14 protein-coding genes and 1 tRNA gene are annotated in these 13,685 nt (G+C 70.1%); 3 read left to right on the top strand and 12 right to left on the bottom strand.

Going from position 1 to position 13,685, the window contains the following annotated elements; all coding sequences use genetic code 11:
• Positions 1–79 precede the first annotated feature (79 nt).
• From AMIS_RS37010 to AMIS_RS37030, 5 genes are all read right to left on the bottom strand, one after another.
• Positions 80–691 (bottom strand): 50S ribosomal protein L25/general stress protein Ctc, encoded by a 612-nt coding sequence (locus AMIS_RS37010; protein WP_014447605.1) that lies wholly within the window; start codon positions 689–691, stop codon positions 80–82.
• A gap of 364 nt (positions 692–1,055) precedes the next feature.
• Positions 1,056–2,036, bottom strand: a complete 981-nt coding sequence (locus tag AMIS_RS37015; RefSeq protein WP_014447606.1) for a ribose-phosphate diphosphokinase — start codon at positions 2,034–2,036, stop codon at positions 1,056–1,058.
• Positions 2,037–2,147: 111 nt separating this feature from the next.
• Positions 2,148–3,590, bottom strand: a complete 1,443-nt coding sequence (gene glmU, locus AMIS_RS37020) for a bifunctional UDP-N-acetylglucosamine diphosphorylase/glucosamine-1-phosphate N-acetyltransferase GlmU (RefSeq protein ID WP_041831644.1) — start codon at positions 3,588–3,590, stop codon at positions 2,148–2,150.
• An 81-nt stretch (positions 3,591–3,671) separates the two neighbouring features.
• Positions 3,672–3,743 (bottom strand) — tRNA-Gln (locus AMIS_RS37025).
• A 17-nt stretch (positions 3,744–3,760) separates the two neighbouring features.
• Complete coding sequence (locus tag AMIS_RS37030; RefSeq protein WP_051042288.1) at positions 3,761–4,603, bottom strand: hypothetical protein; 843 nt, start codon at positions 4,601–4,603, stop codon at positions 3,761–3,763.
• A 155-nt stretch (positions 4,604–4,758) separates the two neighbouring features.
• Between AMIS_RS37030 and AMIS_RS37035 the strand changes: the two genes are divergently transcribed.
• A complete protein-coding gene (locus AMIS_RS37035; RefSeq protein ID WP_014447609.1) occupies positions 4,759–5,361 on the top strand; it encodes a TetR/AcrR family transcriptional regulator in 603 nt (200 codons plus the stop codon).
• A 27-nt stretch (positions 5,362–5,388) separates the two neighbouring features.
• Here the strand turns inward: AMIS_RS37035 and AMIS_RS37040 are convergent, their stop codons facing one another.
• From AMIS_RS37040 to rsmA, 5 genes are all read right to left on the bottom strand, one after another.
• A complete protein-coding gene (locus AMIS_RS37040; protein ID WP_014447610.1) occupies positions 5,389–5,853 on the bottom strand; it encodes a DUF4383 domain-containing protein in 465 nt (154 codons plus the stop codon).
• Positions 5,854–5,935: 82 nt separating this feature from the next.
• Positions 5,936–7,732 (bottom strand): ABC-F family ATP-binding cassette domain-containing protein, encoded by a 1,797-nt coding sequence (locus tag AMIS_RS37045; protein ID WP_014447611.1) that lies wholly within the window; start codon positions 7,730–7,732, stop codon positions 5,936–5,938.
• Positions 7,733–7,739: 7 nt separating this feature from the next.
• Entirely contained in the window at positions 7,740–8,687 is a 948-nt protein-coding gene (locus AMIS_RS37050) for a 4-(cytidine 5'-diphospho)-2-C-methyl-D-erythritol kinase (RefSeq protein ID WP_014447612.1), read from the bottom strand.
• A complete protein-coding gene (locus tag AMIS_RS37055; protein WP_014447613.1) occupies positions 8,684–9,052 on the bottom strand; it encodes a hypothetical protein in 369 nt (122 codons plus the stop codon). Before AMIS_RS37055 ends, AMIS_RS37050 begins: the two co-directional genes overlap by 4 nt.
• Positions 9,049–9,930, bottom strand: a complete 882-nt coding sequence (gene rsmA / locus AMIS_RS37060) for a 16S rRNA (adenine(1518)-N(6)/adenine(1519)-N(6))-dimethyltransferase RsmA (protein ID WP_014447614.1) — start codon at positions 9,928–9,930, stop codon at positions 9,049–9,051. Before rsmA ends, AMIS_RS37055 begins: the two co-directional genes overlap by 4 nt.
• Positions 9,931–9,976: 46 nt before the next feature.
• Between rsmA and AMIS_RS41075 the strand changes: the two genes are divergently transcribed.
• Entirely contained in the window at positions 9,977–10,399 is a 423-nt protein-coding gene (locus tag AMIS_RS41075) for a hypothetical protein (protein WP_014447615.1), read from the top strand.
• Positions 10,400–10,412: 13 nt separating this feature from the next.
• Here the strand turns inward: AMIS_RS41075 and AMIS_RS37070 are convergent, their stop codons facing one another.
• Complete coding sequence (locus tag AMIS_RS37070) at positions 10,413–11,333, bottom strand: TatD family hydrolase (RefSeq protein WP_014447616.1); 921 nt, start codon at positions 11,331–11,333, stop codon at positions 10,413–10,415.
• A 70-nt stretch (positions 11,334–11,403) separates the two neighbouring features.
• Here AMIS_RS37070 and AMIS_RS37075 point away from each other — a divergent pair, with 70 nt between their 5' ends.
• Positions 11,404–12,438: a hypothetical protein gene (locus AMIS_RS37075; RefSeq protein WP_014447617.1), complete on the top strand. Its 1,035-nt coding sequence runs from the start codon at positions 11,404–11,406 to the stop codon at positions 12,436–12,438.
• 46 nt (positions 12,439–12,484) lie between these two features.
• Here AMIS_RS37075 and AMIS_RS37080 read toward each other — a convergent pair whose 3' ends face one another.
• Positions 12,485–13,684, bottom strand: coding sequence for a hypothetical protein (locus tag AMIS_RS37080; RefSeq protein ID WP_041830298.1), 1,200 nt, complete (start codon positions 13,682–13,684; stop codon positions 12,485–12,487).
• Position 13,685 lies beyond the last annotated feature (1 nt).

Consider the following 13,685-nt stretch of genomic DNA (forward strand, 5'->3'; position numbering starts at 1 on the left):
CTCCACCGCATATACAGATCAGGGAAAGCACCCGAAGGCACTTTCCCTGATTCCTGGCTTACCGCTGCGCGCGTCAGACTTACTCCGCGGCGCTCTCGCCCTCGGCCTCGGCGGCGGCCGCGTCGTCCTCGGCCTGGGTGGTGCTCTGGGCCGCGGTGATCATCGCGAGCACCAGGTCGGCCTCGACCGCCAGCTCGGTGCCGCGGGGCAGCTTCACGTCGCCGGCGGTGATCCGCGCGCCGGCCTCGAGGCCGTCGATCGAGACCTCGAGCTCGGACGGGAGGTGCAGCGCCTCGGCGACCACCGAGACGGTGTTCGACTCGTGCACGATCAGGGTGTTCTTGGCGGCCTCGCCGACCAGGGTCACCGGGATGTCGACCTGGACCTTCTCGCCGCGCTTCACGATGAGCAGGTCGATGTGCTCGTAGGTGTCCTTGATCGGGTCACGCTGGATGGCCTTCGGCAGGGCCAGCGTCGCGGCGGCGTTGCCCGCGATGTCGATCGTGAAAATCTGGTTGAGCCCACCGTGCCGGATGGCGGCGGCGAACTCACGGGCGGGCAGCGCGATGTGCTGCGGCGCCTCGCCGTGGCCGTAGAGAACGGCTGGCACCAGGCCGGCCCGGCGCGTGCGGCGGGCACCACCCTTGCCGAACTCGGTGCGGGGCTCGGCGCTGATCTTTACCTCGGACACGGGGAAACTCCTGAAACTTCTCGATGCGGGCTGCGGCTAAGTCTGCGGCTGCGGTATCCGGCAGGACATGCGGTGGTGGCCGCCGACGGCGCTAGGACCGTCGCCGGCGCTGCCGGGCGAAGGGCGCGCTGGGCACAGGCCCGGAGCACCGCGTCGATGACGGCACCTCGAGTGGACTGCGAAACCTCAGCAGACCACGAGGCACCCTCGCCGTGGCAACCGCACTAGCTTACCTGCCACGATCGCGCACTGGTCGGCGGGTCCGCCTCTGCCGGCGGCGTCTGCGTAAAAAGCACCCTGTCGCGGCAACTTGCGCCACAAGAGAAAACGCCCGTCACAGACGGGCGTTTCCCTTATCGGTGGATCAGCTGAGGCCACCGAACAAAGTGGTCACCGAGCCGTCGTCGAACACCTCACGGATCGCGCGAGCCAGCAGCGGCGCGATCGACAACACAGTGATCTTGTCGAGCCGCTTCTCCGGTGAGAGCGGCAGCGTGTTCGTCACCACCAGCTCGCTGATCCGGCTGTTCTTCAGGCGCTCGGTCGCCGGGTCGGAGAGCAGCGCGTGGGTGGACGCCACGATCACGTCGGCCGCGCCCTCCTCGAAGAGGATGTCCGCCGCCTTGGTGATCGTGCCGCCGGTGTCGATCATGTCGTCGACGATCAGGCAGACCCGGCCCTCGACCTCGCCGACCACGCGGTTCGCCACCACCTGGTTCGGCTTCAGCGGGTCACGGGTCTTGTGGATGAAGGCCAGCGGGCAGCCACCCAGCCGGTCGGTCCACCGCTCGGCGACCCGCACCCGGCCGGAGTCCGGCGCCACCACGGTCATCGGGCGGCCGGCGAACTTCTTCTGCACGTAGTCGGCCAGGATGTCCATCGCGAACAGGTGGTCCACCGGGCCGTCGAAGAAGCCCTGGATCTGCGCGGTGTGCAGGTCGACCGTGAGGATCCGGTTCGCGCCGGCGGTCTTCAGCAGGTCCGCCACCAGACGGGCGGAGATCGGCTCCCGGCCGCGGTGCTTCTTGTCCTGCCGCGAGTACGGGTAGAACGGCAGGACCACGGTGATCCGCTTCGCCGACCCGCGCTTCAGCGCGTCGATCATGATCAGGGTCTCCATGACCCACCGGTTCACGCCCTCGGTGACCGACTGGACCACGAAGGCGTCGGACCCGCGAACCGAATCCTTGAACCGGACGAAGATCTCACCATTGGCGAACTCGTACGAGTCCGAGGGCGTCGGCGCGACGCCGAGCACCTGTCCGATCTCCTCCGCCAGTTCCGGGAATCCCCGGCCGGAGAAGAGCATCAAACTCTTACGGTTCTCGGCGACGATGCTGCCCATCGGCTCGCTGCTCCCGTTGATTAGGGGGTGGGTTCGCAGTGAAGTATCCCTTGCGAGAACGTAACCGCCACGTTTCACGGCCGCCGGGTGGGATGGCTCACCCCCGCTGGATCAGTCCTGCTCAGGGGTGATATCCGCAGCCCGTGCCGCGGCTTTCGCGGACACCGTCCCGGGACGGCGGCGCTCGGTCCAGCCTTCCACGTTGCGCTGCTGCGCGCGGGTCACACCGAGGTCACCGGCCGGAACGTCCTTGGCGATCGCGCTGCCTGCCGCCACGTACGCCCCCGGGCCGATCGTCACCGGCGCGATGAGGACCGTGTCCGAGCCGACGAACGCGGCCTCGCCGACCGTGGTCCGGCTCTTCCGGACCCCGTCGTAGTTCGCGAAGATCGTACCGGCGCCGATGTTCGCGCTCGCGCCGATCGAGGCGTCACCGACATAGGACAGGTGCGGCACCTTCGCGCCCTCGCCGAGCTGGGCGTTCTTGGTCTCGACGAAACCGCCGACCTTGGACTTGCGCGCCAGCCTGGTGCCCGGCCGCAGGTACGAGTACGGCCCCACGGTCGCCGCCGGCCCGATCTCCGCGCCGATCGCGTGCGTCCGCAGCACCGTGGCGCCCTCGGCGACCACCGTGTCCACCAGCGTGGTGTCCGGGCCGATCACCGCGCCGGTCGCCACCGACGAGGTGCCCGAGATCTGCGAGTTCTGGTCGACCACGGCGTCCGGCTCGAGGGTGGCGGTCACGTCGATCCAGGTGGTCGCCGGGTCCAGCAGCAGCACGCCGGACCGCATCCAGGCGTCGTTCACCCGATCGCGCATCAGCACCCGCAGCCGGGAGAGCTCGGCACGGTCGTTGCAGCCGAGCGTCTCGTACGCGAACTCGGCGATCTCGACCGCGACCGGGTGCCCCTGGCCGGCCAGGATCCCGAAGACGTCCGTGAGGTACTCCTCGCCCTGCGCGTTGTCGGTCGACAACTTGCTCAGCGCCTCGCGCAGCAGCACCGCGTCGAACGCGTAGATCCCGGAGTTGATCTCCCGGATCCGCCGCTGCTCGTCGGTGGCGTCCTTCTGCTCGACGATCCGTTCCAGGTTGCCCTCCGCGTCCCGGACCAGCCGCCCGAGACCTGTCGGGTCGGCGACCTCGGCGCCCAGCACGGTCGCCGCCGCGCCGGCCCGCTCATGGGTGGCGAGCAGCGCCTCGACCGTCTCCGGGCGCAGCAGCGGCACGTCGCCGCTGAGCACCACGACGGTGCCGGTCAGCTCGGGCGCCGCATCCAGGGCGATGCGCACGGCGTGGCCGGTGCCGTTCTGCTCGGCCTGCAGCACCGGGGTGGCCTCCGGCGCGGCCTCGGCGAGGAAGGCGCCGACCTGGTCGGCCTTGTGCCCGACGACGACGAGGGTGCGGTCGGTCCGGATCGCCGACGCGACGGCCAGGACGTGCCCCAGCAGGGTGCGCCCGAGCAGCGGCTGAAGAACCTTGGGCGTCGCGGACTTCATCCGCTTCCCCTCACCAGCGGCGAGGACGACAACGGTACGGCTGGGGGCCTGGCTCACGCGGGACTCCATCGATTGCAGCGGCATCTTGCCGGGGCGACAATTCCACCCCACAGCCCTCGGGCTTTACCACAGGAATTGCTCGGCCGCCAGGACTCGAACCCGGAATACTTGGACCAAAACCAAGGGTGTTGCCAATTACACCACGGCCGAATAGTGCTGGAGACAGCCTAGCGTCCCCCGCCTTGCCCGGCGAAAGCGGACGAAGTCTCGTGGACGACGGCCCGCATCACGCCCTCCGTCCGCCAATAGAGCAGGCGTGACCGGGGCGCCTCGATGATCAGACAGCCGTGATAGTCGTCGCCGACGTTGGCCCTGCGGGTCAGGGGAACATGCTTCTTGATCGTCGGACGGCGGAACTGATCGCGGGGAAGACCCAGTTGAGCCGCCCACCAGTCCGCCGCCTCGTCGGCATCGGCGGTCTCATGGATGCTCAGGCGGTACTTCAAGTCGGCGACGCCGTATCCGCCCAGCTGAAGAAAGCGCAGGAAGAGGCCGCACAGACCGGGGTCGCTGTTGATGAATGTCAGCCGGTCCTCGCGCGCCCACGGTTTCGATTTCCTGCCCTCGCACCAGTAGGCCACGGCTCCCATGAGCAGCACGTCCCGATCCGACAGGGCATCGACATCACGCGCCGCCAGATCCCACACCTCGGCCTGGCGCCGATCCCGCTCCGCCCGGAACTCGTCCCACCGCGCCTCGGAATGCCTCTTCGCCAGCTCGCGTTTCGCGGTGGCTCGGGCGCTGTCCGGATCGAGCGGGATGTGCCCCACCCAGGCGAATGCCGTCGACTTGGCGACACCCAACCGTGTCGCGATGTCGTTGAGTGACCAGCCATCCGTCCGGAGCCGGGTCGCCTCACCCCGAAGGTGATCTTTCGCGTGGGGACGCGCCGGCGGCTCGACACCGCGTAACCAGTCCGTCAGGGTCGCGTTGCTGACGCCGAACATTCTCCTCAGCTGCGTGCGTGACAGCCCCGGATCGGTCCGGAGCCGGCGCGCCTCGTCACGCATGCTGGTCTCGGACCTACCTGCTTCGCGCCCAGTAGTCATAGCGCAATGGTCCGCCGCTGCGATGTTCACCTTCAAGGCCCCGCGCATGCCATTCCTGTCAGGATGGCTGGGTGAAAGATCAGACGGAAAGCGCCGACCGCCCACCGCGAATCCGGATGCCGGCCGCTCAGCGCCGTGAGCAGCTGATCGCGATAGGACGGCAGCTCTTCGCCGAGCGGGGCTTCGACGCGACGAGCGTCGAGGAGGTGGCGTCCCGGGCGAAGGTGTCGAAGCCGGTCGTCTACGAGCACTTCGGCGGCAAGGAGGGCCTGTACGCGGTGGTCGTCGACCGTGAGGTGCGGACGCTGCTCGACCGGATCGCCGCGGCGCTGACCGCCGGACATCCCCGGGAGCTGCTGGAACAGGCGGCGCTCGCGCTGCTCGACTACATCGACGACGAGCCGCACGGGTTTCGGGTGCTGGTTCGCGAGTCGCCGGTGCTCTCCGCCGCGGGCAACTTCTCCAGCGTCATGAACGACATCGCGCACCAGGTGGAGCACATCCTCGGCGCCGAGTTCAAGAGCCGGGGCATCGACCCGAAGTTCGCCGAGCTCTACTCACAGGCGCTGGTCGGGATGGTGGCGCTGGTCGGCCAGTGGTGGCGGGAGGCGCAGCGGCCGAAGAAGGAGATGGTCGCCGCGCACCTGGTCAACCTGGCCTGGAACGGCCTGTCCCACCTGGAGACCAAGCCGGGCCTGCTGACCCGCAAGATGCGGTGACCGCATCTTGCGGGGTCAACGAGACGATCAGGCGGTGCGTCCCTCGCGGACCTGGCGCGGCGCGCCGGCCTGCGACTCCGGGACGACCTTGCTGTACAGGCTGACCGTGATCAGCAGCAGCCCGGCCAGGTAGGTCACGATCACCGTGGACATGCTGTAACCGAAGAAGTTGGCGTCGGTGCGGATGGTGGCCAGCGCGTAACTGCCGATCACCAGCAGCGCCCAGCCGAGGTACTTGTCGACCGCGACGTCGAGGTTCTTGCCGATCGCCGTGCCGGCGAGCACGAGGCCGCCGACCACGATGTGAATGATCGACGAGAGCATGTTGGTCTCCTGGCCGAGGACCCGGATGCCCGTCTCGTTCGCGAACGGCTCCCCGGCGGTCTGGATCGCGCCCAGGACGCCGAAGACCACGAGGTAGGCGCCGACGAGGAAGCCAACGATCCGGTAGATCGGCCGCAGGGGATGGTTGACCGGAATGTGCGAGGCCATGCTGTCCGTCCGTCTCCAAGGTCAGGTGTAGTCGTACCGATTCTCGCGTATCGGCCGCAAGGGCGCAGGCACACCCCCCGGATCAGCTATCCCCCACCTTTTCCGCGAGTTCGAGCCACTCCATCTCGGCCTGGTCCTTCTCGTCCCGCACGGCCTTCAACTGCGCCTCGAACTCCACGATCTTCTCGTAGTCGCTGCCGTGCTCGGCCAGCTTTTCGTTGATCTTGGATTCCTTCTCGGCCAGCTTGTCCATCTGGCGCTCCAGCCGGGAAAGATCCTTGCGAGCCTGGCGCAACTCACCCGCGGAGAGGCCCGGCGCGGCCGGGGCCGCTTGCGCTTCCTTCCCGGGTACGGCCGGGGGGCCCGGCTGTGTCACCCGTGCGAGGTACTCGTCGATGCCACCCGGAAGGTGCACGAGGCGGCCGTCGCCGAACATCGCGTAGACCTGGTCGGTCACCCGCTCCACGAGGTAACGGTCGTGGCTGGCCACCACCATCGTGCCCGGCCAGGAGTCGAGCAGGTCCTCCAGCGAGGCCAGGGTGTCGGTGTCCAGGTCGTTCGTCGGCTCGTCGAGCAGCAGCACGTTCGGCTCGGTGGCGAGCAGGCGCAGCATCTGCAGGCGCCGGCGCTCACCGCCGGAGAGGTCGCTGACCGGCGTCCAGATCCGCTTGTCGGTGAAGCCGAACACCTCGGCGAGCTGACCCGCGGAGAGCTCCCGGTCGCCCAGTTTCACCCGCTTGGCGACCTCCTCCACCGCCTCCAGCAGGCGCAGGTGCCCGGGCAGCTCCTTGAGCTCCTGGGAGAGGAACGCGGGGCGGACCGTCGAGCCGGTGACCAGACGCCCGCCGTCCGGCTTGGTGACGCCCGCCAGAAGTCGCAGCAGCGTCGTCTTGCCCGCGCCGTTGGCGCCCAGGATCGCGATCCGGTCACCCGGGCCGACCTGGAACGTGAGGTTCTTGAAGATCGGCTTGGGGCCGGCGTCCAGGTCGACCTGCTCCAGGTCGTAGACCTGCTTGCCGAGCCGGGTGGTTGCCAGGCGCTGCAGGCTGACCGTGTCGCGCACCGGCGGGACGTCGGCGATCAGCTCGTTCGCCGCGTCGATCCGGAATTTCGGCTTCGAGGTCCGGGCCGGCGGGCCCCGGCGCAGCCAGGCGATCTCCTTGCGGAGCAGGTTCTGCCGGCGGGCCTCGACCGCGGCGGCGACCCGCTGCCGCTCGGCGCGCGCCAGCGTCCAGGCGGCGTAACCACCCTCGTACGCATGCACCTGCTCGTCCACGACCTCCCAGGTCGCGGTGCACACCTCGTCGAGGAACCACCGGTCGTGGGTGACCACGAGCAGCGCGCCGCGCCGGGTGAGCAGGTGCTTGGCGAGCCAGTCGACACCCGCCACGTCGAGGTGGTTGGTGGGCTCGTCGAGGATCAGCAGGTCGCTGTCTCGGACCAGCAGCGCGGCGAGGGCGACCCGGCGGCGCTCGCCACCGGACATCGGCCCGACCGGGGTTTCCAGACCCAGGTAACCCATGCCGAGGCCGTCGAGGATCGTGCGGACCCCGGCGTCGCCGGCCCACTCGTGCTCGGCGCCCATGCCCTCGGCGAGCCAGGCGGTGCCGAGCACGACGTCACGCACGGTGAGGTCGGCGTCGAGGGCGAGGTTCTGCGGCAGCGTCGCGACCCGCAGGTCGCGGCGGTGGGTGACCCGGCCGGAGTCCGGCTCCTCGATTTTCGCGATCATGCGAAGGAGGGTGGACTTGCCCGCGCCGTTGAGGCCGACGATGCCGATGCGGGCGTCGTCGTCCAGGCCGAGAGAAACGTCGGTGAGCAGCTGACCGGCGGCGCCGTAACCCTTGTTGACCCGGTCCAGGTTGATGATGTTGGCCACGATGCGTCTAGATTACCCGCGCTCCGGGCTGCGGCCCGCGCGCGGTGACCGCCTCCCGGCACACCCCCGCCGCGTTCAGCCCGGCCGCGACCTGCTGGGCGTGCCCGGCGTCGGCGGCGAGGAAGACACACGTCGGCCCGGAACCGGAGACGATGCCCGCGATCGCGCCCGCCTCGTGACCGGCTTTCAGCACGTCGGCGAGCTGCGGGCGGAGCGACAGGGCGGCGGCCTGCAGGTCGTTGCCGAGCGCGGCGCCGAGCACCTCCGGGTCGCGCTGGCGCAGTGCGGCCATCAGTTGGTCCGGACCGCTGAGCGGGGCCGGCGGCCAGGAGCCGTCGCGCAGGGAGTCGAGCTCACGGTAGACCGCCGGGGTGGAGAGGCCGCCGTCGGCGATCGCGACCACCCAGTGCCACGCGGTGGGCCGGGCCAGGATCGGGCTGACCGCCTCGCCGTGGCCGGTGCCGAGCGCGGTGCCGCCGTGCAGCAGGAACGGCACGTCCGACCCGAGCTGCGCGCCGACCTCGGCGAGCTCGTCCCGGGACATGCCCAGGCCCCAGAGCACGTCACACGCGATGAGCGCGGCGGCCGCGTCGGCGCTCCCACCGGCCAGGCCACCGGCGAGCGGGATCGACTTGCGCAGGTGCAGCCGGGCGAAGGCCGGGACCCGCGCCCGCGCGGCGAGCGCCCGGGCGGCCCGGATGATCAGGTTGCTCTCGTCCAGCGCGAGCTCGCCGGTCCCGACGCCCTCCATGGTCAGCGTCAGCGTGTCGCCCCGCCGCGCGGTGAGCTCGTCGAAGAGCCCGATCGCGTGATAGACGGTGTTCAGCTCGTGATAGCCGTCCGGGCGCAGCGGCCCCACACCGAGATGGAGATTGATCTTGGCCGGCACCCGCACCCGCACGGGTCCGGGATGCGGACGCGGCCCCTCGTCGTCCGGTCCCCACGCCTCGGTCACGGAGTGATGTCCCGGATCGGCAGCCGGATCTCGAACGGCGCGCTCAACACCAACTCCTCATCCGCGTCGGCGACCAATTCGCAGGCTCCGCTCACCAGGTCGTCGGCGTAGCCCGCGGCGACTCCCGCCTCGGTGCCCGGCCGGAACTCCTCCGGAGCGTTCTGCCGCAGCCACCACCACACCTGATCGGCGATGTCGTCGTGGTCGAGCGAGGGATCGGGGACCTCGATCAGGACTCCGTCGTCGAGCTCGACGCGGGGGGCGTCATCGGGGAATTTCAGCACGTCCTCGATGGTGAAGTCTCGCCGTCTCTGCCGGACGGGGCCGGGCGACCACATGACCTGACCTGCCGGTTCGGCTGTCATGAGTCCACCTCCATCTCAGTCGACGGGCTGAGCTTACCGCCGGGCGCCGACACTTTCGCCGCCGCCGCGATCGCGGCGAACTGCTCCACCGTGAGCGACTCACCGCGGGCCTGCGGGCTGATTCCCGCCGTCCGGAGCACCTGCTCGGCCCGGTCCGCTCCGCCCGCCCAGCCGGCGAGCGCGGCCCGCAGCGTCTTGCGGCGCTGGGCGAACGCCGCGTCGATCACCGCGAAGACGTCCGTGCGGGTGGCGCCGGCCGGCGGCTCGCGGCGGGTGAACGCGACAAGCCCGGAATCCACGTTGGGCACCGGCCAGAACACCGCGGGCGGCACCTTGCCCGCCGATTTCGCCTCGGCGTACCAGGCGAGCTTCACGGACGGGACCCCGTACACCTTCGAGCCGGGCCCGGCGACCAGGCGGTCGGCGACCTCCTTCTGCACCATGACCAGGCCGCCGCGCAGGGTGGGCAGCTCAGCGAGCAGGTGCAGGACGACCGGGACGGCCACGTTGTAGGGCAGGTTCGCGACGAGCATGGTCGGGGCCGGGTCGAACCAGTCGCCGGTCACCCGCAGCGCGTCGGCCGGGTGAACGGTGAGGTGCGTCGCCCGTACCGTCTCCGGCAGTGCCGCCGCCAGGGTCGGGTCGATCTCCACGGCGTGCACGTGCCGCACCGCGCCGACCAGGCCCAGCGTCAGCGACCCGAGGCCGGGGCCGACCTCCAGGGCGACGTCGTCGGGGCGCAGGGCGGCCGCCGCCACGATCCGCCGGATGGTGTTCGGATCGTGCAGGAAGTTCTGGCCGAGCTTCTTGGTCGGCGCGACGCCGAGGCGTGCGGCGAGTTCCCGGATCTCCGCCGGGCCGAGAAGGGTGTCAGCCATGCCCCAGAGCCTAGAGCGCTGGACATGACCAGCTAGTAATGAGGTCATGACCGAGCTGCTGACGCTGCGCGGCGTCGTCGAGGCCCCGCCGGATCAGGTCGCTGCCGTGCTCCTCGACGTGCGGCCCGGTGGACGGTCGCCGTTCGCCACCGAGGGCTCGATCGAGGAGTCGGACGGCGACGAGTTCGTGGTGGTCCGCGACGGCAGCCGGATCACCGTGACGGTCGACCGGGCGGCCCGCTCGGTCACCCAGCAGGGCGAATGGTGGTACCGGGGAGTCACCGCCGTGGAGCCCGACCCGCGCGGCGCCCAGGTGGTCCACCGGATCTACAACGTCGCGCCGGGTCACGGCTGGGCGGTGCGGATGATCTCGCGAGGCCCGCTGCGTGCGGCGCCCGCCGCCTTCGCCACCCACCTGGAGCAGCTGAGCCGGGCACTGGGCGCCGTCGCCTGGGTCGAGGACGACTAGACGGGCCTGTCGATCAGGCCCAGCCTCCGAACACCCGGTCCCCGGTCGCGGAGATCGTCGCGCAGAGCTCGTCGGCGTCCACTCCCTGGGCCGCCGCCAGCGCCCGCACGGTGATCGGGATCAGGTAGGACGCGTTCGGCCGCCCCCGGTACGGCACCGGGGTGAGATAGGGCGCGTCGGTCTCCACCATCATCTGCTCCGGCGGGGTGATGGCGGCCGCCTCCCGCAGGTTGCCGGCGCTCGCGAAGGTGACCGTCCCGGCGAAGCTCAGGTAATACCCGCGGCGCACGCATTCGGCGGCGAACGTCGCGTCACCGGAGAAGCAGTGCAGGACGACGGTGTCCGGCGCGCCCTCGGAGTCGAGGATCCGCAGCACGTCGTCGTGCGCGTCCCGGTCGTGGATGATCAGCGCCTTGCCGTGCCGCTTCGCGATCGCGATGTGCGCCCGGAAGCTCTCCTCCTGCGCGACCCGGCCCTCGTCACCGGTGCGGAACGTGTCCATCCCGGTCTCCCCGATGCCCCGCACCCGCGGCCGGCCGGCCAGCGCCTCGATCTCGCGCAGCGCCTCGTCCAGATCGGACAGCCGGGGCGCCTCGTTCGGGTGGAGCGCGACGGCGGCGAGCACCGACGGGTATTTCTCGGCAGCTTCGGCGCTCCAGCGGGACGAGTCGACGTCGACGCCCACCTGCACGAGCCGGTCCACCCCGCTCTTCGCGGCGGCGGCGATCAGCGCCTCCACCGGGTCACCGCCGGAGCCGTCCGGCACGCCCGCCTCCTGCACGGTCAGGTCGAGGTGGGTGTGGCTGTCGAAGACCGGGATCGCGAGCGGCTCGGGCGCCGGCGGGAACTCGCCGGCCCGGCGGGCGGCTTTCGCCCGGCGCGACTCGGAGGGCGACGAGGACGACGGCGAAGAGGCAGAAGACATGTGAGACATTGTGCACGTCGCATTTTCCGGTAACCGTTAGTTCATCCGATATCCACCGTAGTCACTTAGGTTGCGCCGCGTGACCGTGACCGGTGAGGACAGTGAGCTGGGCACCGACCCGCTCGACCCACCCCTGATGGCACCGCTGCGCCGTGACCTGACCTGGCCGCAGGTTCAGCTCCGCAGCCAGTCGGTGTCGTACCGGGACGATCCGGAACTGCGCCGGATCCGGGCCACCGCGGCGATCCGGCGCGGCACCCGGATGACGAAGGTCCTCTCCGCGGCACAGGTCGCCGGTCATCTCGGCGGCTGGCTGCCGTACGGCTTCTGCTACCGCTCCTGCGACCTGGAACACCTGCGCGACCCCGCCGAGCTGGCGCTGCTCCGCACCGACGGCTCGGTCGACTCGGAGGTCACGTTCGCCCTGCGCTGGCGGGCCACCGACCCGATCGACTACGAGGTTCCGGCGTCTCCGGCGCAGCCCGGCCTGGCCGCCCTGCCAGCGCACTCCCGGGTCGGCGCGATGGTGCTCGGCACCGGTTTCTCGCCGAGCACCGACGACCTGATCCCGGAGTACGTGACGGCCGGTTTCGCGGACCTGCCGATCCCGGCGAACGCGCAACTGCTGGCGTACGTGCCGGGGGGTGACGAGGTGGTTCTCTACACCTATCAGCCCGAGCAGCACGGGTGGCTGCGGCTGGCCGGGCCGCGCTGGCGAGGGCTGCTCGGGGAGATCCCCGGCGCCAGCCCGGACCGGGAGTACGTGCCGTGCACCGCGTCCGCCTCGGCCCGGTTGGTCGGCCGGATCGACGACAAGGAGTACGAGGCGGTCGCCGACCCGCCGGGCGAGTTCCGGGTACGGGCACTCACCCGCGCGGCCCGTTATCCGGTGCAGACCCTGAGCCGGCGTGCCGAGCAGGCGCTGTGGCGGGGCGTGCCGGCCTGGGTGCTGCAGCGCGACGAGACGTGGGCCCGGCTGCGGCTGCTCCGGCCGGAGGGCGAGGCGGTCAACCTGACCGGGGCCCGCTGTTACGAGCGCGGCGTCTACGAGGCCTGGGCGCCGGTGGACGAGCTGGCCGACCACCACATCGCGGACATCGCCTACCAGCTGTAGAAAAAGGGGGCCGGCGGAAGCCGGCCCCCTTTCTCATGGTCAACGCCTACTTGCGGGTCAGCTTCGCCTCACGGTAGGTGTCCTTGTAGTTGTTGGCGTAGTCGTACACCCAGGGCAGGACCACGATCTTGCCCTTGGTGACGCCGGCCGGCACCTTGAGCGACCACTTGCCCTTGGACACCTTCGCCACGTTCTTGCCGTTGGCGCAGTGCTTCAGCAGCTGCGCCTCGGTGGTGTAGCGCTTCCACTTCTTCTTCGGGGTCAGGCAGTAGTACTTGCCCGAGGTGGTGATGCGGACGACCGTGACACCCACGAAGCGGACGCCGGAGCCCTTGTCACTGACCGTGCCCTTGACGGTCTTCCAGGAGCTGATCCGGTTGGCGTTCTTCGGCTTGGTGACCGTCACCTTCGGCTTCCAGCCGTCCTTGAGGACGTTGGTGGTGCCGACGTTGATCCAGCTGGTCGCGCCGTACTTGTTGAACAGCTGGACCTTCAGCGTGACCTTGCCGCTGATCTTGCTGCTGGTGTTCTTGCGGTACAGGATCGAGCCGCGCAGCGTCTGGTTCTTGCCGGACAGGTCGTCGACCCAGCCGTCGCCCCAGTTGAGCTTGATCTTCGTGGTTCCGGCCGGGATGCTGTTCAGCTTCACGTAGAACGGCACACCCTGGTAGACCGTGTACCGGCTGAGCGAGTACTTGCCGGGGACCGTCACGCCGACCGTCTTGGCGGCCGTGGTGAAGCTGTTCCCGCTGCGGTCGGTCAGCGTCTCGGTGACGTTGAACCGGCCGGCCCGGGTGTACTGCTTGGTGTAGCCGGTCGCGCCGGCGGCCAGCGTCGTGGTCGTGCCGTCACCCCAGCTGATCTTGCGGGTGATGCTGGTGTCCGCGTCGACGTCGTCGCCGTACTCGTTGGCGTTCTGGCTGAAGACGACCTTCTGGCCGATCCAGAGCGCGCCGGTGTTGAGCCGGAACGAGCCCGAGGGCTTCACGGTGTCCGGCGTGGTGGTCGGCGGAGTGGCCGGCTCGGTGGTGGTCACGACCGGGGCCGGCTCGGTCGCCGCCGACTGGCCCTCCACAGTGGTGACGGCCGTGGTGTCGGGCCCCTCGGCCGGGGCGGTACGGGAGGAGGTGCTGTCCCCGCTGCCGGCCGGAGCCGCCATGACCGGGGACGCGTAGATGGAACCGCCGGCGACGAGGGCGCCGCTGACGATGGCAGTGATCAGAGGGCGTGAAAGACGTGGTTTCACA

The sequence above is a fragment of the Actinoplanes missouriensis 431 genome (genome assembly GCF_000284295.1).
Lineage (GTDB): Bacteria > Actinomycetota > Actinomycetes > Mycobacteriales > Micromonosporaceae > Actinoplanes > Actinoplanes missouriensis.